This is a genomic window from Trinickia symbiotica, from assembly GCF_002934455.1.
GTDB classification, from domain to species: Bacteria; Pseudomonadota; Gammaproteobacteria; order Burkholderiales; family Burkholderiaceae; genus Trinickia; species Trinickia symbiotica.
The window spans coordinates 71,214-90,663 of sequence record NZ_PTIR01000009.1; the positions used below are offsets into that span (position 1 = coordinate 71,214).

Below are 19,450 nucleotides of genomic sequence, written 5' to 3' on the forward strand. Positions count from 1 at the left end.
GCGGTGCAGGAATCCGCTAAAGCGTCGCCGCTTCAGGCTCCCGAAGTTGGCTACGTGAAACGCAAAGAACCGTAACCAATAAGGAGTCCGAAACGTGGCAAACGACTATCTCTTCACCTCCGAATCCGTTTCCGAAGGCCATCCCGACAAGGTCGCCGACCAAATCTCGGATGCCATCCTCGACGCCATCTTCGCGCAGGACAAGTACTCGCGTGTCGCGGCCGAGACGCTTTGCAACACCGGTCTCGTCGTACTGGCCGGCGAGATCACGACGACGGCCAACGTCGACTACATCCAGGTCGCGCGCGATACGATCAAGCGCATCGGCTACGACAACACGGATTACGGCATCGACTATCGCGGCTGCGCGGTGCTCGTGGCTTACGACAAGCAATCGCCCGATATCGCACAGGGCGTCGATCGCGCGCACGACAACAACCTCGATCAGGGGGCGGGCGACCAGGGCCTGATGTTCGGCTATGCCTGCGATGAAACGCCCGAGCTGATGCCGCTTCCGATCCACTTGTCGCACCGGCTCGTCGAGCGCCAGGCGAGCTTGCGTCGCGATGGCCGTCTGCCTTGGCTGCGTCCCGACGCGAAGTCGCAAGTGACGGTGCGCTACGTCGACGGTAAGCCGCATTCGATCGACACCGTCGTCCTCTCGACGCAGCATGCGCCCGACGTCGAACTCCCCGCGCTGCGCGAGGCCGTGATCGAAGAGATCATCAAGCCGACGCTGCCGGCCGAGCTCGTCAAAGGCGATATCAAGTTCCTCGTGAACCCGACGGGGCGGTTCGTCATCGGCGGTCCTCAGGGCGACTGCGGCCTGACGGGCCGCAAGATCATCGTCGATACGTACGGCGGCGCGGCGCCGCACGGCGGCGGCGCGTTCTCGGGCAAGGATCCGTCGAAGGTCGACCGTTCGGCCGCCTATGCGGGCCGCTATGTCGCGAAGAACATCGTCGCGGCGGGACTCGCTTCGCGCTGCCTGATCCAGGTGTCCTACGCAATCGGCGTGGCGCAGCCGACTTCGGTGATGGTCAACACGTTCGGCACGGGACGCGTCTCGGATGCGAAGATCACCGAACTCGTGCGCGAGCATTTCGATCTGCGTCCGAAGGGCATCATTCAGATGCTCGACCTGTTGCGTCCTATTTACGAGAAGACGGCTGCGTATGGCCACTTCGGCCGCGAAGAACCCGAGTTCTCCTGGGAAGCGACCGATAAGGCGCTTGCTTTGGCGGAGGCGGCCGGCACGGAACCCGTAGCAGCCGTGGCATAAGTCGCGAGATGGTCGGGTGACCCGAAGGCGCCCGGGTCGGGCGCTGACGGCCGAATTCGGTCAGGATCATAGGAAACCCGGTGGCTCGCTGCGGCGGCTACCGGGTTTCGTTTTATCTGGATAAGGGCGTGTCGTCCTGGCTCTGGCGAGACTAGCCGTCTTCGCCTACTTCGACCGGATCGGGCAACTCGGGCTGCGCGGGTTCTTCCTGTTGCTGTTCGGGCTCATCGGCCGGGTGTTCGGACGCGCCATCGCCGTCCGCACCGCCGCCGCCGAAAAAGCGCTTTATCGACTCATCGACGTTCAAGCCGCGGAAAGTCGGTATCGGCATCATCAGCTCCCATTCGTCAACAATGACGATTGAAAGCCGCGCAATGCGCATACCCGCGCGATAGCGCGGGCGGAGCGAGCGTTAGCTGTTCGACATTTCAATCGAAGCAGTTTCGGAACGCGACGGCCACGATCACGGGCATGCACATCACGAGCGGAATGGCGAAATACGGCACTTCGAGGTCGACGACCCAGCTATAGACGAGCCAGCCGATCCCGGCCGCAAGCGTGCCCACGCCGACCAGTGCGGTGAGGACGTTCAGCATCCGTTTCGAGATGCGCTTACGCGGCCTTTCTTCGTTAGGAGGCATATTCGGAGGCATCGAGCGCGGTTTCATAGGCTGTATTCTAGTGCGCTGCCGACCGCCGGGGCGGGCTCGGCATGCGCGCTCGCGCGCCGCGGCACGAGCCGTCGTCCCTCCCGACCTTGTGAAGATACTTGATCGTCAACGGTTCGGGGCTTCAGCGCCGATCGTCAGCGGTCCTCTGACGATTGTGCAATTTCCATGCTCACGGTGCGAACGAGAACCATCCCGCGCTGCCTGCCAGCCGCCGCACGCGCCGACTGCCCGTCGCTCGATACGAGTTGCGCGCCGCCGCGGCGCGAGGCCGTGTGTTGTGGCGCAGGAGGGTGTTCAGCGAGAACGACCGCGCTGTATTCCTCGCCAGCAGCGCGGCAACGAGCGCGCGGAGCCAGGCGCGCAGGACGCCGGCCGGCTCGGACCTCACGCTCGGATTCGCGCGGGCCGATTGCCTGCGGGCGCTTGCGGCATGGTGGCGCAACGCGCGAACGATGCCGCGCCGTGCCGGGCGCGCCGCCTTCAGCGCGGCTTGTTTCAGGCGAAAGGCAATTCGTCTTTTCATGGATGGTTTGGTAACAAAGTCGGTGCGCGCTGAGCCGCGCCAAGCGGAGTATCGGTCCGCGAGCGCCCCGCAGCTGCGTCGCGGGCGCGCACAGCCAATCCCCTTGGGGAGCAGTCAGTGAAGGAAATGAGCAAGGGCCGTCCAAGGGCGCCGCCTTCGATGCAGCAATCGTGCCATGTCAAGCTCGAGGGACAGACGGCGCGCGGTCCGGCGTCAGAACGGCGGCCGAGCCGCGTCGCCGGAGAAAGGGTAGTGCGATCCATATAGCGCTGAAGCCTACACGGGGATGGTGACAGAGGAAAGTCGGTATCACCCCGGGGCAGCTCTGCACGGGTCCGGTGTACCGGTGCACCTGCGCGGTGTCGCGCGACCTGGATTGTCCTGCAGCCCATGCGCGACCCGGAGGCACACCGTTCGCGCCCGCTTTACAATAGGCGGTGCAGCTACAACAACCGCCTTTCGGGAATGGACCGTTTCGATGTCAGAGCAATCGAAGAAAGAGCAGGTAGACACGCTACGTAAGCGCGGCTACGTCGTGGTGAAAGGGCTCGTCTCTCCCGAGCGGTGCGCCGCGCTGAAAGCACTGGCGTTGAAGGAGCTGGACGAAGCGAAGCCGCCCATCGAATACGAAGCCGATCTGCGCTATCCCGGCGCCCCCGAATCGAGGCAAGCGCCAGGCGGCCATACCGTGCGCCGCTTACTCGACGCCTACGCGCGACACGCGCTGCTGCGTGAATGGGCCACGGCCGTGGAAGTGCGCGGATGGATGGAGCTTTACTTCGGCGAGACGCCGCATCTTTCGCGCGCGCATCACAACTGCATCATGACGAAGCACCCCGCTTACGGCAGCCTCACGGGCTGGCATCGCGATGCACGCTATTGGTCGTTCGAGCGCGACGATCTCGTCTCGAGTTGGCTTGCGCTCGGTCCCGAATTCGTCGATAACGGCGCACTCTGGTTCGTGCCCGGCTCGCACAATCTGGCGTTCACATCCGATCGCTTCGACGCGGCCAAGTTCTTCCGTTCGGATATTCCGGAAAACAGCGCGCTGATCGCGACTGCCGTCTCGCCCGAGCTCGAGGCGGGCGATGTCGTATTCTTTCACTGCAACACGCTCCACTCGGCGAGCCGCAACGTCACCGACGAAGTGAAGTATTCGCTCGTCTTCACCTATCACGGCGCGAGCAACGTACCGTTGCCGGGCTCGCGCTCGGCGTCGAAACCTGAGGTGGTGCTCTGAGCGGGTGGGGCGGCTAGCGTCTGCGCGATGAACCCACGGACGAAGCCAGTCCGATGAGCCCGGCGATCGTGGCGACGACGCCACCCGCAACGAGCCAGATGGTCTTGTTCGTCGGCGCGCCCGTAAAGATGCGCGACATGTCGTTCGCGAACGAATGGATCGACTGGCCGCCGAAATAGAGCAGTACGACGCCGCCTACGATCAATGCAATGGAAACCGCTTTCGTCATGACAATTTGCGTGAATGGGGACGTCGCCGCCCGGGAAGTAGTGTGGCGCGTGCCCGTGTGTTTTTTCAAGCCCGCTCGCCGCCGAGTCGCCGCATGGTGCGTACCCGAGGGCGCCGGTCGTGTTTCAAGTCTATCCATGGGGACCCAAAATGGCCTATGAAGCCGCTTCGAGCCGCTACGCGGAAATGCAATACCGCACGTGCGGCAAATCGGGATTGAAGCTGCCGGCGTTGTCGCTCGGTCTTTGGCACAACTTCGGCGATACGACGCCGCTTTCCACGCAGCGCGACATTCTGCGCACGGCGTTCGACCTCGGCATCACGCATTTCGATCTCGCCAACAACTACGGCCCCCCCTATGGTACGGCCGAGATCAACTTCGGTCGCCTTTTCAAGGACGATTTCCGCCCCTACCGCGATGAGCTACTCATTTCGACCAAGGCCGGATGGGATATGTGGCCGGGCCCATACGGCCAAGGCGGCGGTTCGCGCAAGTACGTTCTCGCAAGCCTCGACCAGAGCCTGCAGCGCATGGGGCTCGACTACGTCGATATCTTCTACTCTCACCGCTTCGATGCCGAGACGCCGCTCGAGGAAACGGCCGCCGCGCTGGCGAGCGCGGTGCAGCAGGGCAAGGCGCTCTACGTCGGCATCTCTTCCTATTCGGCGGCCAAGACGCGCGAGATCGCCGAATTGCTGCGCGAGCACAAGGTTCCGCTCCTGATTCATCAGCCCGCGTACAACCTGCTCAACCGCTGGATCGAAGGCGGTCTGCTCGACGCACTCGACGAAAGTGGTACCGGTTGCATTGCGTTCACGCCGCTTGCACAGGGGCTACTGACCTCGAAGTACCTGAACGGCGTGCCCGCCGATGCGCGTGTCAACAAGCCGGGTGGCGGCTCGCTGCAGCAGAGCCATTTGAGCGCCGAAAACATCGAGCGCGTGCGCAAGCTCAATGCGATCGCCGAGCGTCGCGGGCAAAGCCTGGCTCAAATGGCACTCGCGTGGGTGTTGCGCGATGCGCGTGTCACGTCCGCGCTCATTGGCGCGAGTCGGGCGGAGCAGGTACGCGAAAACGTCGCGGCGCTGGCGCGCCTCGACTTTTCAGCCGACGAGCTGGCCGAGATCGACCGCTATGCGACGGAGGCCGGCATCAACCTTTGGGAGAAGCCGTCGACCGATCAGCCGATCCGGTAAGGCGGGCGGGCCGGGGCCCGCGCCGCTAGACGAGTGCGGGCAATCCTTCCACGAGCACAACCGCGAACACGACGCCGAGCATCGCGCCGATCACCCGCAAAAAGTTGTGGACGAACGTGGAAGAGGTGGGACACGCCCCGAGGAACAGCGCGCCCGCGAGCGCCATCGGAATGATGAGGATGAAGTCGCTGATCGTGAAGTAGTGCATCATGCTTGTCTCCTCCTTTCTTTGTTCGGCGCGCGGTGCCCCGATGGCAGAGCGTTCGCGTTTGCCGCGTTCGCCGCCCTGGGTTCGCCGTGGGTGCGCTTCGGACGATCGGTCCGCAGCGCACCATGCCTCAAATCAGTATAGGAGACGGTTCAGCCGATGGTGTTATCTTCAGCGAACGCCCATGCGGCCGCCGAATTGGCGCTCGAGCGAGGCACGGCGCCGTGACGCCGGTCCTCGGGTGCCGTTACCGAGCGTCGCTGGCCGGCGCCGCCTGGCTTGGCGCCGGTTGCGGCGCATCGGCGGCCCTCGCCGTGGTTGCTGTCGGCTTGACGTAATCGGGAGCTGTCTCAGCGCAGCCGCCCAGCGCGACGGCGGCTGCCGCAACGCAGGCGACGCGCGCCGTTCCCGCCAGCAATGAAATGCCCATACGAATCCCACTCCTTCGCGATGTGAATTGCCGCCGCGGTTCTGCGTTGGCGGCATACTTCACGCATACCGACAATCGTACCGCGTGCAGCGTCTTTCGGCAGACAGCCATTCGTAAGGATGAATGCGGGAAATGACGGCAGATAGGTCGTTAGATTCGGCTTTCGTGCCGTGACGGTTCCGTGAACAATCGCTTCATGCGCCACGGCCCAACCACCCACTACTGACCACGGGGAAAACATCATGCAAGTCGGTTCGATCGTCAGGTCCGTGCATATCGCGGTGCCCGCGGGCGCGCGCGGCATCGTCATGCGCATTCTCGGCAACATGGCGATGGTCGTTTGGTATGCGGGCGAGCCGGGCGCATCGCTGCAACTCAATACCGAGCCGTTCTTCCTCGAGGACCTCATCGATACGGGGGAGCTCGTCGCCCGCCCCGCAGGCGCGCTCGTCCACTGAGCCGGACTCCAGCGCGCCGATCGCAGCCCTCGAAGATTCGGCTCGGATATTGAGCGCCGGTCCGCCGCCGTTGCGGCACAATGCCGGAATGAACGACGTCCCTTTTGATTCGCCCGATCCGTCCGATTCGTCGGACTCTTCCAGCGCGGCGAACACACACCCGCCCGGGCATCCCGCCACGCATCGGCCCGAGGGCGACGGTGCCCATCCCTTCACGCGGCTCACTCCCGAATGCGTGCTGGACGCGCTCGACAGCGTCCTCGCGCCGGCCGGACAGCGCACGGACGGGCGGCTGCTGCCGCTCAACAGCTACGAGAATCGCGTTTATCAGGTCGGGGTCGAAGACGGTCCCCCCGTCGTCGCCAAGTTCTACCGGCCCGAGCGCTGGTCCGACGAAGCGATTCTGGAGGAGCACGCCTTCGTCGCGGAGTTGGTCGCCCGCGAGGTTCCGGCGGTGCCTGCACGCGTGGTCGAAGCGCGCACGCTGCACGCGTTCGACGGGTTCCGCTTCGCCGTCTTCGATCGGCGCGGCGGGCGCGCGCCCGAGCTCGAGCGCAGCGATACGCTCGAGTGGATGGGGCGGTTCATCGGGCGTATTCACGCTGTCGGCGGCCAGGCACCCTATGTCGCGCGGCCGTCGCTCGACATTCGCTCGTTCGGCTATGAGCCGCGCGATTTTCTGCTCGAAAGCGGCTTCGTGCCCGACGACGTTCGGCCCGCCTACGCGGCCGCCGCGGCGCTCGCGCTCGAGGGCGTCGAGCGCGCGCTGGAGGAGGCCGGCGACGTGCGGCAGCTCCGCCTGCATGGCGATTGTCATGCGAGCAACGTGCTGTGGACCGACGCGGGCCCTCATTTCGTCGACTTCGACGACAGCCGCATGGGGCCGGCCGTGCAGGATCTGTGGCTCATGCTACCGGGCGGGCGCGCCGATGCGACGCGTGTGCTGTCCGATTTGCTGGCCGGTTACGAGGATTTTTGCGAATTCGAGCGGCGCGAGCTGCTTCTGATCGAACCACTGCGCACGCTGCGGCTCATTCACTACGCCGCGTGGCTTGCGCGCCGCTGGGACGACCCTGCATTTCCGGCTGCATTTCCCTGGTTCAACACGCAGCGCTACTGGGAAGCCCGCGTGCTCGAGTTGCGCGAGCAGATTGGAGCGATGCAGGAACCGCCGCTCAGCGCCTGAGCATCAGGTTCATTACCGTATTGAATCGCCTTCCGTAAGGCGGCAGCAACAGCGCGCGGCCGTTCAAGCGCGCCTGCCTGAACACGGGCTTCATTTTCGAGAACGTCATGAAGCCCTCGTAGCCGTGGTACGCGCCCATTCCACTCGCGCCGACGCCGCCGAACGGCAATCCTTCGCAGGCGATATGAAGCAGGGTTTCGTTGATCGCGACGCCGCCCGATACCGTTTCGCGCAGCACGCGGTCGACCGTCGCTCGTTCCTCGTCGAACAGATAGAGCGCGAGCGGCCGTTCGCGCGCGTTGACGTGGTGGATGGCTTCGTCGAGTGTGTCATAGGGAACGAGCGGCAGCAGCGGGCCGAAGATTTCCTCTCGCATCAACGAACAGTCCGCCGGTGCATTCGTCACGATGCAAGGTGCGACGCGACGGCTCGTCGGGTCTGCCGGGATCGAGGCCTTACGGCGCCGCGTCTGCCCGATCGCGGATTCTGAGTCACCATGCAGGTCCCCTTCCGATCGTGACAATTCCGGCTCGAGCCCGTTGGCCAGCGGCTGCGGCATGTCCGCCAGCGGGTGCAGCTGCGCGCCGCCCGCGACGGCTTCGTCGGCGAGATCCAGGAGCCGGAAGAAATGCCGGTCCGAGACGATGGTCGTGTAGTCGCGATTGTGCGCGAAGTCGGGATAAAGCTTGGCGACACGATGTCGGGCGCGTGCGATAAACGCCTCCTCGCTGCCGCGCGGCACGAGCACATAATCCGGTGCAATGCAGGTCTGGCCGGCGTTGAGCGTCTTGCCCGCGACAATGCTGTCGACGGCGGCATGAAAGCGTGCATGCGGCCCCACGATCGCGGGCGATTTGCCGCCGAGCTCGAGCGTGACGGGCGTCAGATGCTCGGCGGCGCTGCGCATGATCTTTCTGCCGACGGAGGCCGAGCCCGTGAACAGCAGATGATCGAACGGCAACGCGCTGAACGCCGCGCCGACGGAATCGTCGCCGTTGACGACGGCGACGTGATCGAGCGCGAAAGTCGCGCCGATGAGCCGCTCCATCAGCGCCGACGTGTGCGGGGTCCACTCGGACATCTTGATCATCGCGCGATTGCCGGCCGCGAGCGCGCAGATGAGTGGGCCGGCGGCGAGCAGAACCGGGTAATTCCACGGCGCGATGATGCCGATGACGCCGAGCGGCTGCGGCATGACCTCGGCGCGCGCGGGCCACAGCCAGAGACCTGTCGCTCGACGTTGCGTCTTCATCCATTGGCGGCCGTGCCTGAGCGCCGAGTCGATCTCGTTTCTCGCGAGCCACAGCTCGGACAGCAGCAGCTCGGCCTTCGCGCGCTGTCCGAAATCGGCGCTGAGCGCGTCGGCAAGCGCGTCGCTGTTGTCGAGCAGCATGGTGCGCAGCGCCGTCAGATGGGCTGCACGCGCGTCCCACGGCGGATAGGGCTCGCGCATGTGGGCCGCTCGTTGCGCGCGCAACAGCTCGGTGAGCGCCGCGTCATCGGGCAAGTCGTTTTTCATCCGTGCACTCCGGAAGACCTCGGCGCGACTGGCCGAGGATGGAAAATAATCGACTCGATGTCGGTCCGGTGTTGGGGTAGCCGCTTTCGGCTCAAAGCGCGAATGCTCGCTCGACGATGGCGGCATGATCGAGTCCCCCCGGCAGGGTCCCGTGCACGCGCCCCCATTCGGCGCCGCCGCCGGCTGCTGGGCTGCTGGACAAACCGGGCGGGTCGGGAAGACGCGTGGCGATGAACGCCTCGGCGCTCGACGCGGGAGCATGCCGCAGCATCAGTACCGCTTGTGCGCACAGCACGAGCTGCTGCGCGAGGCGGCGCGCCAGGGCCTCGCGGGCCTCGGGCGGTGCGGCGAGGGACCGCTCGAGGCCGTCCAGCGCCGCTTCCATCGAGCGATGACCTTTTGCCTCGCCCCGCCAATGTGCGATCAGGGCCTGCGCGGCTACCGGATCGCGTTCGAGCGCGCGCAGCACATCGAGGCACATGACGTTGCCGGACCCTTCCCAAATCGAGTTGACGGGCGCTTCGCGGTAGTAGCGCGCCATCGGCGCTTCCTCGACGTAGCCGTTGCCGCCGAGCACTTCCATCGCTTCTCCGCAAACCGCCAGCGCGCGCTTGCAGACCCAGAATTTCGCGGCCGGCGTGACGATGCGGCGCCAGGCGCGGTCTACGTCGCCTTCGCGTTCGCTGCTACCCGCCTCGGCTGCCAAGTGGCCATCGAAAGCGCCTGCGAGACGCATGAAGAGCATCGTCGCCGCTTCCGATTCGAGCGCGAGGTCGGCCAGCACATTGCGCATGAGCGGCTGATCGACGAGCAGTCGGCCGAACGCGGTGCGGTGCCGGGCATGGTGGATCGCCTGAACGAGCGCCGCCCGCATCAGCGCGGCGCTGCCGATCACGCAGTCGAGCCGGGTGTAGTTCGCCATCTCGATGATCGTCGGCACGCCCCGCCCCGCCTCGCCGATCAGCACACCGCACGCGTCGAGGAATTCGACTTCGCCGCTGGCGTTCGAGCGGTTGCCGAGCTTGTCCTTGAGCCGGTTCAGCTGTATTGCATTGCGCTTGCCGTCGGGCGCGAAGCGCGGCACATAGAAGCACGAGATGGCCTCGTCGTCGTCGATGCGCGCAAGGACGAGATGGGCGTCGCATTGCGGCGCCGAGAAGAACCATTTGTGGCCGACGAGCCGGTATGCGCCGCCGCGGCCGCCAGCTTCGAGCGCATAGGCGCGCGTCTGGTTCGCGCGCACGTCCGAGCCGCCCTGCTTTTCCGTCATTCCCATGCCGACCATCATCGAGCGCTTTTCGGCGAGCGGCAGATCGCGCGCATCGTGCTCGCGTGAGTAGAGCTTATCGGCGAACCCGCTGAAGAGCGCCGGCTCGCGGCGCAGCACCGGGATGCTGGCGAACGTCATCGTCAGCGGGCACAGCGAGCCCGATTCGAGTTGCCCGTGCAGAAAATAGCCGGCGCAACGCGCGGCCATCGCACCGGGTCGCGGATCCGAGAACGGTAGCGCATGGAGCCCTTGCTCGCGCAGCAGCGCGAGCAGACGGTGCCAGCTCGGGTGAAATTCGATCGTATCGATCCGCTCGCCGCGCGGGCTGTAAGTGAAGAGCTCGGGAGCGTGGCGGTTCGCCTGGCTCCCGAGTGCCAGGATCTCGGGCGTACCGAGGAGCGCGCCCAGGCCCGCCAGCGCTTCGCCATGCCAGCCGGCGCCTTCGCGCTCGACGGCCGCGACGAGGGCCGCATCCGTCGCGTAGAGGTTGTAGTGCTCGAGCGGCGGCGTCTGGTTCGTCACGGCGTGCGTGGCCTGCGGAACCTGCGCTTTCATCGACGTTGTCTCCCGTTATCCCCGTTGTCTCGGCTTTGCTCGGGTTTCTCTGCTTTTGACCTTGCGGGCGGCGCCGCGTTTGGGCGTCAACCGGCTTTCATGCGAGTTACGCGTTCCGCGTTGTCCATTCGTCGCGGCGTGCGTGTCGCCGTCGGGCGTCCCTGCATGATAGGTTCGGTACGGCTGATTCGTTTAGAGGACGGCCTCTGCCGTCGAGTGCCGCGGACGCGCGCGCACCGTCTTCAACGCATACCGAACAGCAATGGCGCGCAGTCATGCCGGGGGCGATCCCGCTCGCATTGGAGATAGGAGATCGAATTCGGTGGAGAAACGGCCTGGCAACGTTTCGCGCGCCATTTCGAGCCAGGCGCGCGCCGCATGCGAGAGGTAGCCATTGCGGCGCCAGCCGACCGCCATCTCCCACGATATCTCGGGCTCGATGACAGGCCGGCAGGTGAATTGGGCCGCGTCGAGCCGGCGGCAATATAGCGCGGGCAACAGCGCAATTCCGAGGCCGGCGTGAACCAGCGCCGCCATGAAATCCCAGTGCCCGCTGCGCGCGACGATGGTCGGCGCGAAGCCCGCATCCCGGCAGGCACGCGTGACGACATCGTTGAGCGCCAGACTTTCGCCATAGAACACGAACGACTCCGCCGCGAGTTCGGCGAGCCGCACCTCGCGCGCGGCATCCCAGCGCGAGCCGTGGCGCGCGACGAGCCAAAGCGGGTGGCGCGAGATCGGCAGGACGTCGAAAAGTTCGGCATCGACCGGTAACAGCAGGCCCCCGAGCTCGAGCTCGCCGGCGAGCAGCGCCGCTTCGATTCCGCGCGAGCCTTGCTCGAAGAGTTTGAGCTCGATTTTTGGGTAGCGTCGCTTGAATTCGGCGATCGCGGGCGTGAAGAGTGAGCCCCCCATCGGGGGCGTGCCGATCGTCAGTTCGCCGCGCCCGAGCGTGCCGATATCGTCGAGTTCCGCTTGCAACTGCGCGTGCGCGGCGAGCACTTCCTGCCCGCGCTGAAAGACGATGCGGCCTTCGTCCGTCAGCACCATCTGGCGGCCTTCGCGCAAAAGAAGCGGCGCCCCGATCTCCTCTTCGAGCGCTTTCACCATCTTGCTGATGGTCGGCTGAGTCACGAAAAGCCGCTCGGCGGCCGCAGTGAAGCTTTGCTGCCGAACGACTTCGACAAAGTAGCGCAACGCGCGCAATTCCATAAACGACGACTCCCAGCCTCACGATGGTTTGCTGTCACTGAGCCGGTCCGTGTCACCGTTTCACCGTTGGGCCGCTCCGATCGGCGCCGTCGGGAGTGGCATTGCGGACCGGAAGCTCGGGGACGCACTGTTCCGAATTGGAATGGACTCGATGAGTTTAAGTCATTTTATTTATGAAGTCGATCAGCCTACAATTTGGCCATGGAGTCAATAGGGAGTTATGCGATGTCGGCGATGAAGCGAATGGAAGGCTTGGTGCGCATTGCGGGGCAGACGGCGTTTCTCGCCGCGCTGTGGTTCGCGGCCGATTTCGTGTCCCGCCGCCTCGGACTGCCGGTGCCGGGCAGCGTGCTCGGGCTTGCGGCGCTGCTCGCGCTGCTGCTTTCGGGGCGCGTCGCGCCGCGTTGGGTGAAGGCGGGCGCCGACTGGCTGCTCGCCGATATGCTGCTCTTCTTCGTGCCGGCGGCGGTTGCGGTCGTGCAATACGGCGGCCTCTTCAAGTCGGACGGTTGGCGCCTCGCGCTTGCCGTCGTCGCCGGCACGCTCACGGTGATGGTGGCGGTTGCCGTTACGGTCGACCAGACCGCGCGGCTCGAGCGCCGGCTTGCGCTGCGCCGCGTGCGTGTCTCGCGCCCGCCGGTCGCGCGCAACGCGCACTGAGGCCGGCGGCGAGCAAGAGCGCCGCCGATCGATTCCTGTCACGCTGAGAAGCCAATGATCGCTTCGTTCCATTCGCTGCTGGCCGCCGGCCCCAGGTGGGTCGCCGCCGCCTGCTTCGTGCTGACGATCGTGCTTTACGCGGGCGGGAAGCGGCTTTATGCGCGCGTCAGGAGCCCGTGGCTCACGCCGCTTTTCGTCGTGCCGGCGCTGCTCGCCATCGTCGTGCTGGCGGCGCATATCCCCTATTCGGTCTATTTCGCCGATACGCGCTGGCTCATGTGGCTGCTCGGGCCCGCGACGGTCGCCTTCGCCGTGCCGATCTACGAGTATCGCGAGCTGATCAAGCGTCACTGGCTTTCGCTGACAGCTGGGGTGACGGTCGGGATCGTCGTCGCCGTCTGCGGATCGTTCGCGCTCGCCAAGCTCTTGCATATCTCGCCGGAGGCTTCGCGCAGCCTGCTCACGCGCTCGGTTTCGACGCCGTTCGCGCTGGCCGTCTCAGACGCCATTCACGCGCCGCGGCAACTGACGGCGCTCTTCGTCATCGCCACCGGCATCGTGGGCATCTTCGTCGGCGAGCTCGTGCTCGCGCTGCTGCCGCTGCGCACGCGTCTCGCGCGCGGCGCGCTCTTCGGCGCGGGCGCGCACGGGGTCGGTACCGTCAAGGCGCGCGAGCTCGGCAGCGAGGAAGGCGTCATCGCGAGTCTCACGATGATGATCGCCGGTGTCGTCATGGTGCTGCTCGCGCCGCTCATCGGCACGGTGTTCGGCGGCGCCTTCCGTTGAAACGGCGCGTGATCGGTCGATCGAGCGACCGATCGCGGCTGTGGCTGCGGGCCAAATCGATGCGACGCTCGCCCTCCCCGCGTTTTTGCTACAATTTCTGCCGTTTCCGAGGAGCGTTGCGACGGATCACTCCGCCAGGCTCGGAAACTTCAATCGGACCGGTGCGCGCACGTGCGCGTTTCGCGGCTCCATCGAACGGCGCTCACGTCTACTTTTTCTATGACTTTTTAGAAAGGAGGGCGTGATGAACGCCGCTGTCTTCGAATCCAAGCAAGACCAGAATTTCGTCGTCGCCGATCTCTCGCTGGCCGACTGGGGCCGCAAGGAACTGAACATCGCCGAGACCGAGATGCCTGGTCTCATGCAGATCCGCGCCGAATACAAGGACTCGCAGCCGCTGAAGGGCGCGCGCATTGCCGGCTCGCTGCATATGACGATCCAGACGGCCGTCCTGATCGAGACGCTCACGGCGCTCGGCGCGCAAGTCCGCTGGGCCTCGTGCAACATCTTCTCGACGCAGGACCACGCGGCCGCCGCGATCGCGAAGACGGGCACGCCCGTGTTCGCCTTCAAGGGCGAATCGCTCGACGAGTATTGGGAGTTCACGCACCGCATCTTCGAGTGGCCGAACGGCGAGTTCGCGAACATGATCCTCGACGACGGCGGCGACGCCACGTTGCTGCTGATCCTCGGCTCGAAGGCCGAGAAGGACCGTAGCGTCATCGCGAAGCCGACCAACGAGGAAGAGGTTGCGCTCTACAAGGCGATCGAGCGTCATCTCGCCATCGACGGTACCTGGTATTCGAAGCGTCTTGCGCAGATCCGCGGCGTCACCGAAGAGACGACGACGGGCGTGCACCGCCTCTATCAAATGGAAAAGGACGGCCGGCTGCCGTTCCCGGCGATCAACGTCAACGACTCGGTCACGAAATCGAAGTTCGATAACCTCTACGGCTGCCGCGAATCGCTCGTGGACGGCATCAAGCGCGCGACGGACGTGATGATCGCGGGCAAGATCGCCGTCGTGGCCGGCTACGGCGACGTCGGCAAGGGTTGCGCGCAATCGCTGCGCGGGCTCGGCGCGACGGTTTGGGTCACCGAGATCGATCCGATCTGCGCACTGCAGGCGGCGATGGAAGGCTACCGCGTCGTGACGATGGAGTACGCGGCCGACAAGGCCGATATCTTCGTGACGGCCACGGGCAATTACCACGTGATCACGCACGATCACATGAAGGCGATGCGCCATAATGCGATCGTCTGCAACATCGGCCACTTCGATTCCGAAATCGACGTCGCGTCGACGCGTCAGTACACGTGGGAAAACATCAAGCCGCAGGTCGATCACATCGTGTTCCCCGACGGCAAGCGCATCATCCTGCTCGCCGAAGGCCGCCTCGTGAATCTCGGCTGCGCGACGGGCCACCCGTCGTTCGTGATGTCGAACTCGTTCGCCAACCAGACGCTCGCGCAGATCGAGCTTTTCACGCGCGGCGGCGAGTACGAGAACAAGGTCTACGTGTTGCCGAAGCAACTCGACGAGAAGGTCGCGCGCCTGCACCTGGCACGCATCGGCGCGCAGTTGACCGAGCTCTCGAACGAGCAGGCCGGCTATATCGGTGTCGACAAGAACGGGCCGTTCAAGCCGAATCACTACCGTTATTGATCGCCGGTCTCGCGCAAGACAGGGACGGTGCGTCCGTGGCATGCTTCGCCACGGACGCGATCGGCGCCCCGGCCTCGGCTGGGCGGTGCAATCAGCCGCCTGGACGATCGATGAACGAAGACCGGCAACCCTGTCTCTAAAACAACCACTGGAGCTGACATGACCGTGCTGCTGACCTGGGTGATCAATGCGCTCGCCCTCCTGATCATCACGTACATCGTGCCGTCGATTCACATCCGCAGCTTCGGCACCGCGCTGATCGTGGCGCTCGTGCTCGGCCTCATCAACGCCGTGCTGCGTCCCGTCCTGATCGTGCTCACGCTGCCCGTGACGATCGTCACGCTGGGCGTTTTCATCCTCGTCGTGAACGCGCTTTGCTTCTGGCTCGCGGCGGCGCTGTTGAAGGGCTTCGAAGTGTCGGGATTCTGGTCGGCGTTTTTCGGCTCCATCCTTTACAGCATCGTGTCGTGGCTGCTGTCGGCCGTGATACTCGGCAATCGCAGTCTTGGCTGACGGCCGCGGCATTTCGAAGCGCAGGCAAAATGAACCCCATCGAAATCTCTTTCGAATTCTTTCCGCCGAAGACATCCGAAGGCGTCGAGAAGCTGCGCGCCACGCGCGGGCAACTCGCGCGACTGAAGCCGAAGTTCGTCTCCGTCACGTTCGGCGCGGGCGGCTCGACGCAAGAGGGCACGCTCGACACCGTCCTCGAAATGGTGAAGGACGGCCTCGAGGCCGCCCCGCATCTGTCTTGCATCGGCTCGTCGAAGGACGATCTGCGCGCGATCCTCGAGCGCTACCGCGCGAACGGCATTCGGCATATCGTGGCGCTGCGCGGCGATCTGCCGTCGGGCATGGTCGAGCTGGGCGAGTGCCGCCACGCGTCGGATCTCGTTTCTTTCATTCGCGCTGAGCACGGCGATTGGTTTTGGATCGAAGTGGCCGGCTACCCGGAGTACCATCCCCAGGCGCGCTCGCCGCGGCACGATCTCGAGAACTTCGCGCGCAAGGTCAAGGCGGGCGCCAATTCGGCGATCACGCAATACTTCTTCAACGCGGACGCGTACTTCCGTTTCGTCGACGATTCGCGCAAGCTCGGCGTCGAAGTGCCGATCGTGCCCGGCATCATGCCGATCACGAACTACACGCAACTCATGCGTTTCTCGGAGAACTGCGGCGCCGAAGTGCCGCGCTGGATTGCGCGCCGGCTCGAAAGCTTCGGCGACGATCGCGAGGCGATCCGCGCGTTCGGGCTCGATGTCGTCACGCAGCTTTGCGAGCGGCTCGTGAAAGAAGGTGCCCCGGGGCTGCACTTCTACACGCTCAACGGAGCGGCCGCCACGAAGGCGATTTGCGAGCGACTCGGATACGGTCACGGCGCGTAAGCGAACCGTACTGCTCCAGTAGCAGTGTCCTTATCGAGGTATTGGCGCGAGGGCCGCATCGCCTCGCGCTTTTTCTTTTTCCGTCCTGAGAGTTCGCCGGTTCGATCTGTGCGGCATGGGTATTTTCGACCGCTTGTTCGGGTAATTAAAGCTCAGTAATATCCGCCTACGCCGGCGGAGCCGGCATACGACTGGAGGATATATGAACCAAAACAAACGTTTGCGATTCGCGCGGGCCACCGCCTGCGCGGCCGCAGCCGTGGCGGTATCGCTCGGCGCCGCGACGATCTCGCAGGCCGCGACGATTCCGAACAAGACCCTCGTTTATTGTTCCGAGGGCAGCCCGGCGGGCTTCGATCCCGCGCAATACACGACGAGCACCGACTTCACGGCCAATACGTTTACCGTCTATAACAGGCTTGTCGAATTCGCGCGCGGCAGCACCAATGTGGAACCCGGGCTCGCCGAGAAATGGGATGTGTCCGCGGATGGCAAAACGTATACGTTCCATTTGCGCCATGGCGTCAAATTCCAGACGACGGCCTATTTCAAGCCGACGCGAGAGTTCAACGCGGACGACGTCGTCTTCACGTTCGAGCGCATGCTCGACCCGAACCAGCCGTTCCGCAAGGCCTATCCCGCGACGTTCCCGTACGTCACCGATATGGGTCTCGACAAACTGATCAAGCACGTCGAGAAGGTCGATCCCTACACGGTGCGTTTCGAGTTGAACGAGGTCAGCGCGCCGTTCATCCAGAACATGGCGATGGAGTATGCGTCGATCGAGTCTGCCGAGTATGCGGATCAACTGTTGAAAGAAGGCAAGGCGGCCGACATCAATCAGAAGCCCGTCGGCACGGGGCCGTTCATCTTCCGCAGTTATACGAAGGACGCGACGATCCGCTACGACGGCAACCCCGACTACTGGAAGCCCGGCGAGGTCAAGCTCTCGAAGCTGATCTTCTCGATCACGACCGATTCGAGCGTGCGCGCGCAGAAGATCAAGCGCGGCGAGTGTCAGGTGATGAGCTATCCGAAGCCCGCCGATATCGCCACGCTCAAGGGCGACTCGAACATCGATATGGCGTCGCAAGCCGGCTTCAATCTCGGCTATCTCGCCTATAACGTGCAGCACAAGCCGCTCGACAATGTCGACGTGCGCCGGGCGCTCGACATTGCGATCAACAAGCAGGCCATCATCGAGTCGGTCTATCAGGGCGCGGGCCAGCTCGCGACGAACCCGATGCCGCCGACGCAGTGGTCGTACGTCAAAGACCTGAAAGCCCAGAAGTACGATCCCGACGAGGCCAAGAAGCTGCTCGCGAAGGCGGGCCATGCGAACGGATTCGATATCACGCTGTGGGCGATGCCGGTGCAGCGTCCCTACAATCCGAACGCTCGACTGATGGCCGAGATGATCCAGGCCGACTGGAAGAAGATCGGCGTCAACGCGAAGATCGTCACCTACGAATGGGGCGAGTACATCAAGCGTGCGCATGCCGGAGAGGATGACACCATGCTGATCGGCTGGACCGGAGACAACGGCGATCCCGACAACTGGCTCGGCACGCTGCTCGGATGCGAGGCGATCAACGGCAACAACTTCTCGAAGTGGTGCTACAAGCCTTTCGACGATCTGATCCAGAAGGGCCGCACCACGAACGATAAAGCGCAGCGCACGAAATACTATGAAGAGGCGCAGCGGATTTTCGCCGATCAACTGCCGTTCTCGCCGATCGCGCACTCGACCGTCTATCAACCGGCGACGAAGAACGTCGTCGACATGAAGATCGATCCGCTCGGCTACTCGCGCTTCGATGGCGTCAGCATGAAGTAGGCGATCGGCGTTACTTTTGAACGGGCGGTGATGCACGACCGCGACACGGATCCGGCGACAGGGGCGGCATGCTCCTCGTCGCCGATCGCGTTTTCTTTCTCGACGATATAGGGACGAACCATGTTCCGATTCGCTTTGCGCCGGATCGGGATGGTAGTGCCGACGTTCATCGGCATCACCATTCTCGCGTTTGCGCTGATCCACCTGATTCCGGGCGACCCCATCGAAGTGATGATGGGCGAGCGCGGCGTCGACCCCGCCCTGCACGCGGCCGCGCTGCACCGGCTCGGCCTCGACGAGCCGCTGCCGATGCAGTACCTGCACTATGTCTGGCGGGCGCTGCACGGCAACCTCGGCAATTCGTTCATCACCGACACGAGCGTCATGGGCGAGTTCCTCGCCCGCTTTCCCGCCACCGTCGAGCTGTCGGTTTGCGCGATGCTGTTCGCGCTCGTCGTCGGCCTGCCGGCCGGCGTTTTCGCGGCGCTCAGGCGCGGCAAGCTGCTCGACCATGGCGTGATGGGCGCCGCGCTCACCGGCTACTCGATGCCGATCTTCTGGTGGGGGCTGATTCTCATCATGTTCTTTTCGGTCACGCTCGGATGGACGCCCGTGTCGGGGCGCATCGCCGTCGAGTACGACATCCCTCGGGTGACGGGCTTCCTCCTGATCGACTCGTTGCTCGTGCCCGATGAAGGCTCGTTCAGGTCGGCCGTGAGCCACCTGATTCTTCCGTCGATCGTGCTCGGCACCATACCGCTTGCCGTCGTCGCGCGCATGACGCGCTCGTCGATGCTCGAGGTGCTGCGCGAGGATTACATCCGCACCGCGCGGGCGAAAGGGCTTTCCCCCGTGCGCGTGATCGTCGTGCATGCGCTGCGCAATGCGTTGATTCCGGTCGTGACCGTCATTGGTCTGCAAGTCGGCACGCTGCTCGCGGGCGCCGTGTTGACCGAGACATTGTTTTCGTGGCCCGGCATCGGCAAGTGGCTCATCGACGCGATCAGCCGGCGCGACTACCCCGTCGTGCAGGGCGGCATCTTGCTGATCGCCACGCTCGTGATCGTCGTCAATCTCATCGTCGATCTGCTCTACGGCGTGCTCAATCCGCGCATTCGCCATACACGCTAAGAGGCT

General features: G+C 64.5%; 22 protein-coding genes and 1 riboswitch. Of the genes, 12 read left to right on the forward strand and 10 right to left on the reverse strand.

Translation table 11 applies throughout. From position 1 onward, the window contains the following. The first annotated feature begins 94 nt into the window (after positions 1-94). Positions 95-1,282, forward strand: coding sequence for a methionine adenosyltransferase (metK, locus tag B0G57_RS14690; protein WP_018441245.1), 1,188 nt, complete (start codon positions 95-97; stop codon positions 1,280-1,282). A 151-nt stretch (positions 1,283-1,433) separates the two neighbouring features. On the opposite strand, the gene B0G57_RS14695 is transcribed toward metK, so the two are convergent. From B0G57_RS14695 to B0G57_RS14705, 3 genes are all read right to left on the reverse strand, one after another. Beyond that, a complete protein-coding gene (locus B0G57_RS14695; RefSeq protein ID WP_018441244.1) occupies positions 1,434-1,664 on the reverse strand; it encodes a hypothetical protein in 231 nt (76 codons plus the stop codon). Positions 1,665-1,710: 46 nt separating this feature from the next. Continuing rightward, on the reverse strand, positions 1,711-1,923 hold the full coding sequence (locus B0G57_RS14700; RefSeq protein WP_026229771.1) for a hypothetical protein: 213 nt from the start codon (positions 1,921-1,923) through the stop codon (positions 1,711-1,713). Between the two features lie 199 nt (positions 1,924-2,122). Further along, complete coding sequence (locus B0G57_RS14705) at positions 2,123-2,476, reverse strand: hypothetical protein (protein ID WP_018441242.1); 354 nt, start codon at positions 2,474-2,476, stop codon at positions 2,123-2,125. Positions 2,477-2,954: 478 nt separating this feature from the next. On the opposite strand from B0G57_RS14705, the gene B0G57_RS14710 reads away from it, so the two are divergent. Next, on the forward strand, positions 2,955-3,716 hold the full coding sequence (locus tag B0G57_RS14710) for a phytanoyl-CoA dioxygenase family protein (RefSeq protein ID WP_018441241.1): 762 nt from the start codon (positions 2,955-2,957) through the stop codon (positions 3,714-3,716). A 13-nt stretch (positions 3,717-3,729) separates the two neighbouring features. Here B0G57_RS14710 and B0G57_RS14715 read toward each other — a convergent pair whose 3' ends face one another. Further along, a complete protein-coding gene (locus B0G57_RS14715) occupies positions 3,730-3,945 on the reverse strand; it encodes a DUF3185 family protein (RefSeq protein WP_018441240.1) in 216 nt (71 codons plus the stop codon). A 149-nt stretch (positions 3,946-4,094) separates the two neighbouring features. Here B0G57_RS14715 and mgrA point away from each other — a divergent pair, with 149 nt between their 5' ends. Then, the gene (mgrA, locus tag B0G57_RS14720) at positions 4,095-5,141 is read left to right on the forward strand and encodes an L-glyceraldehyde 3-phosphate reductase (protein ID WP_018441239.1); all 1,047 of its coding nucleotides are present in this window, start codon (positions 4,095-4,097) and stop codon (positions 5,139-5,141) included. Between the two features lie 25 nt (positions 5,142-5,166). On the opposite strand, the gene B0G57_RS14725 is transcribed toward mgrA, so the two are convergent. Together B0G57_RS14725 and B0G57_RS14730 are read right to left on the reverse strand one after the other, a co-directional pair. Next, positions 5,167-5,352, reverse strand: coding sequence for a hypothetical protein (locus B0G57_RS14725; protein ID WP_018441238.1), 186 nt, complete (start codon positions 5,350-5,352; stop codon positions 5,167-5,169). 244 nt (positions 5,353-5,596) lie between these two features. After that, positions 5,597-5,779 carry a hypothetical protein gene (locus B0G57_RS14730; RefSeq protein ID WP_018441237.1) on the reverse strand — a complete coding sequence of 61 codons (183 nt, stop codon included), beginning with the start codon at positions 5,777-5,779 and terminating at the stop codon, positions 5,597-5,599. A gap of 242 nt (positions 5,780-6,021) precedes the next feature. On the opposite strand from B0G57_RS14730, the gene B0G57_RS14735 reads away from it, so the two are divergent. Beyond that, entirely contained in the window at positions 6,022-6,237 is a 216-nt protein-coding gene (locus tag B0G57_RS14735) for a hypothetical protein (protein WP_018441236.1), read from the forward strand. 88 nt (positions 6,238-6,325) lie between these two features. After that, the gene (locus B0G57_RS14740) at positions 6,326-7,423 is read left to right on the forward strand and encodes a serine/threonine protein kinase (RefSeq protein ID WP_020566242.1); all 1,098 of its coding nucleotides are present in this window, start codon (positions 6,326-6,328) and stop codon (positions 7,421-7,423) included. On the opposite strand, the gene B0G57_RS14745 is transcribed toward B0G57_RS14740, so the two are convergent. From B0G57_RS14745 to B0G57_RS14755, 3 genes are all read right to left on the reverse strand, one after another. Next, a complete protein-coding gene (locus tag B0G57_RS14745; RefSeq protein ID WP_399276344.1) occupies positions 7,413-9,068 on the reverse strand; it encodes a coniferyl aldehyde dehydrogenase in 1,656 nt (551 codons plus the stop codon). The two genes, B0G57_RS14740 and B0G57_RS14745, sit on opposite strands and share 11 nt — an antisense overlap. Further along, positions 9,034-10,767 (reverse strand): isovaleryl-CoA dehydrogenase, encoded by a 1,734-nt coding sequence (locus B0G57_RS14750; protein ID WP_018441233.1) that lies wholly within the window; start codon positions 10,765-10,767, stop codon positions 9,034-9,036. The genes B0G57_RS14745 and B0G57_RS14750 overlap by 35 nt, the downstream gene beginning before the upstream one ends. Before the next feature lie 273 nt (positions 10,768-11,040). Continuing rightward, complete coding sequence (locus B0G57_RS14755; protein WP_018441232.1) at positions 11,041-11,979, reverse strand: LysR substrate-binding domain-containing protein; 939 nt, start codon at positions 11,977-11,979, stop codon at positions 11,041-11,043. Positions 11,980-12,204: 225 nt separating this feature from the next. Between B0G57_RS14755 and B0G57_RS14760 the strand changes: the two genes are divergently transcribed. The 6 genes from B0G57_RS14760 to B0G57_RS14785 all read left to right on the forward strand — a co-directional run bounded on the left by B0G57_RS14760 (position 12,205) and on the right by B0G57_RS14785 (position 18,313). Further along, complete coding sequence (locus tag B0G57_RS14760) at positions 12,205-12,639, forward strand: CidA/LrgA family protein (protein ID WP_018441231.1); 435 nt, start codon at positions 12,205-12,207, stop codon at positions 12,637-12,639. A 54-nt stretch (positions 12,640-12,693) separates the two neighbouring features. Continuing rightward, positions 12,694-13,425, forward strand: coding sequence for an LrgB family protein (locus tag B0G57_RS14765; RefSeq protein ID WP_018441230.1), 732 nt, complete (start codon positions 12,694-12,696; stop codon positions 13,423-13,425). Between the two features lie 102 nt (positions 13,426-13,527). Continuing rightward, a riboswitch (S-adenosyl-L-homocysteine riboswitch) is annotated at positions 13,528-13,636 on the forward strand. A 33-nt stretch (positions 13,637-13,669) separates the two neighbouring features. Then, a complete protein-coding gene (gene ahcY, locus B0G57_RS14770) occupies positions 13,670-15,091 on the forward strand; it encodes an adenosylhomocysteinase (protein WP_018441228.1) in 1,422 nt (473 codons plus the stop codon). 159 nt (positions 15,092-15,250) lie between these two features. Then, positions 15,251-15,604, forward strand: coding sequence for a phage holin family protein (locus B0G57_RS14775; RefSeq protein WP_018441227.1), 354 nt, complete (start codon positions 15,251-15,253; stop codon positions 15,602-15,604). A 29-nt stretch (positions 15,605-15,633) separates the two neighbouring features. Beyond that, positions 15,634-16,476, forward strand: a complete 843-nt coding sequence (metF, locus tag B0G57_RS14780; RefSeq protein WP_018441226.1) for a methylenetetrahydrofolate reductase [NAD(P)H] — start codon at positions 15,634-15,636, stop codon at positions 16,474-16,476. A gap of 202 nt (positions 16,477-16,678) precedes the next feature. Next, on the forward strand, positions 16,679-18,313 hold the full coding sequence (locus B0G57_RS14785) for an ABC transporter substrate-binding protein (protein ID WP_018441225.1): 1,635 nt from the start codon (positions 16,679-16,681) through the stop codon (positions 18,311-18,313). Here B0G57_RS14785 and B0G57_RS31360 read toward each other — a convergent pair. Further along, positions 18,280-18,489 (reverse strand): hypothetical protein, encoded by a 210-nt coding sequence (locus B0G57_RS31360; protein WP_189595313.1) that lies wholly within the window; start codon positions 18,487-18,489, stop codon positions 18,280-18,282. The genes B0G57_RS14785 and B0G57_RS31360 overlap by 34 nt on opposite strands. Here B0G57_RS31360 and B0G57_RS14790 point away from each other — a divergent pair. Beyond that, entirely contained in the window at positions 18,434-19,444 is a 1,011-nt protein-coding gene (locus tag B0G57_RS14790; RefSeq protein ID WP_020566240.1) for an ABC transporter permease subunit, read from the forward strand. The two genes, B0G57_RS31360 and B0G57_RS14790, sit on opposite strands and share 56 nt — an antisense overlap. Positions 19,445-19,450: the final 6 nt, after the last annotated feature.

What these genes read in the sequence shown, in the direction of transcription:
- B0G57_RS14695 (WP_018441244.1), bottom strand. Translation starts at nt 1,664, where the DNA reads ATGCGCATTGCGCGGCTTTCAATCGTCATTGTTGACGAATGGGAGCTG.
- B0G57_RS14700 (WP_026229771.1), bottom strand. Translation starts at nt 1,923, where the DNA reads ATGCCTCCTAACGAAGAAAGGCCGCGTAAGCGCATCTCGAAACGGATG.
- B0G57_RS14705 (WP_018441242.1), bottom strand. Translation starts at nt 2,476, where the DNA reads ATGAAAAGACGAATTGCCTTTCGCCTGAAACAAGCCGCGCTGAAGGCG.
- B0G57_RS14710 (WP_018441241.1), top strand. Translation starts at nt 2,955, where the DNA reads ATGTCAGAGCAATCGAAGAAAGAGCAGGTAGACACGCTACGTAAGCGC.
- B0G57_RS14715 (WP_018441240.1), bottom strand. Translation starts at nt 3,945, where the DNA reads ATGACGAAAGCGGTTTCCATTGCATTGATCGTAGGCGGCGTCGTACTG.
- mgrA (WP_018441239.1), top strand. Translation starts at nt 4,095, where the DNA reads ATGGCCTATGAAGCCGCTTCGAGCCGCTACGCGGAAATGCAATACCGC.
- B0G57_RS14725 (WP_018441238.1), bottom strand. Translation starts at nt 5,352, where the DNA reads ATGATGCACTACTTCACGATCAGCGACTTCATCCTCATCATTCCGATG.
- B0G57_RS14730 (WP_018441237.1), bottom strand. Translation starts at nt 5,779, where the DNA reads ATGGGCATTTCATTGCTGGCGGGAACGGCGCGCGTCGCCTGCGTTGCG.
- B0G57_RS14735 (WP_018441236.1), top strand. Translation starts at nt 6,022, where the DNA reads ATGCAAGTCGGTTCGATCGTCAGGTCCGTGCATATCGCGGTGCCCGCG.
- B0G57_RS14740 (WP_020566242.1), top strand. Translation starts at nt 6,326, where the DNA reads ATGAACGACGTCCCTTTTGATTCGCCCGATCCGTCCGATTCGTCGGAC.
- B0G57_RS14745 (WP_399276344.1), bottom strand. Translation starts at nt 9,068, where the DNA reads ATGCCGCCATCGTCGAGCGAGCATTCGCGCTTTGAGCCGAAAGCGGCT.
- B0G57_RS14750 (WP_018441233.1), bottom strand. Translation starts at nt 10,767, where the DNA reads ATGAAAGCGCAGGTTCCGCAGGCCACGCACGCCGTGACGAACCAGACG.
- B0G57_RS14755 (WP_018441232.1), bottom strand. Translation starts at nt 11,979, where the DNA reads ATGGAATTGCGCGCGTTGCGCTACTTTGTCGAAGTCGTTCGGCAGCAA.
- B0G57_RS14760 (WP_018441231.1), top strand. Translation starts at nt 12,205, where the DNA reads ATGTCGGCGATGAAGCGAATGGAAGGCTTGGTGCGCATTGCGGGGCAG.
- B0G57_RS14765 (WP_018441230.1), top strand. Translation starts at nt 12,694, where the DNA reads ATGATCGCTTCGTTCCATTCGCTGCTGGCCGCCGGCCCCAGGTGGGTC.
- ahcY (WP_018441228.1), top strand. Translation starts at nt 13,670, where the DNA reads ATGAACGCCGCTGTCTTCGAATCCAAGCAAGACCAGAATTTCGTCGTC.
- B0G57_RS14775 (WP_018441227.1), top strand. Translation starts at nt 15,251, where the DNA reads ATGACCGTGCTGCTGACCTGGGTGATCAATGCGCTCGCCCTCCTGATC.
- metF (WP_018441226.1), top strand. Translation starts at nt 15,634, where the DNA reads ATGAACCCCATCGAAATCTCTTTCGAATTCTTTCCGCCGAAGACATCC.
- B0G57_RS14785 (WP_018441225.1), top strand. Translation starts at nt 16,679, where the DNA reads ATGAACCAAAACAAACGTTTGCGATTCGCGCGGGCCACCGCCTGCGCG.
- B0G57_RS14790 (WP_020566240.1), top strand. Translation starts at nt 18,434, where the DNA reads ATGTTCCGATTCGCTTTGCGCCGGATCGGGATGGTAGTGCCGACGTTC.
- B0G57_RS31360 (WP_189595313.1), bottom strand. Translation starts at nt 18,489, where the DNA reads ATGCCGATGAACGTCGGCACTACCATCCCGATCCGGCGCAAAGCGAAT.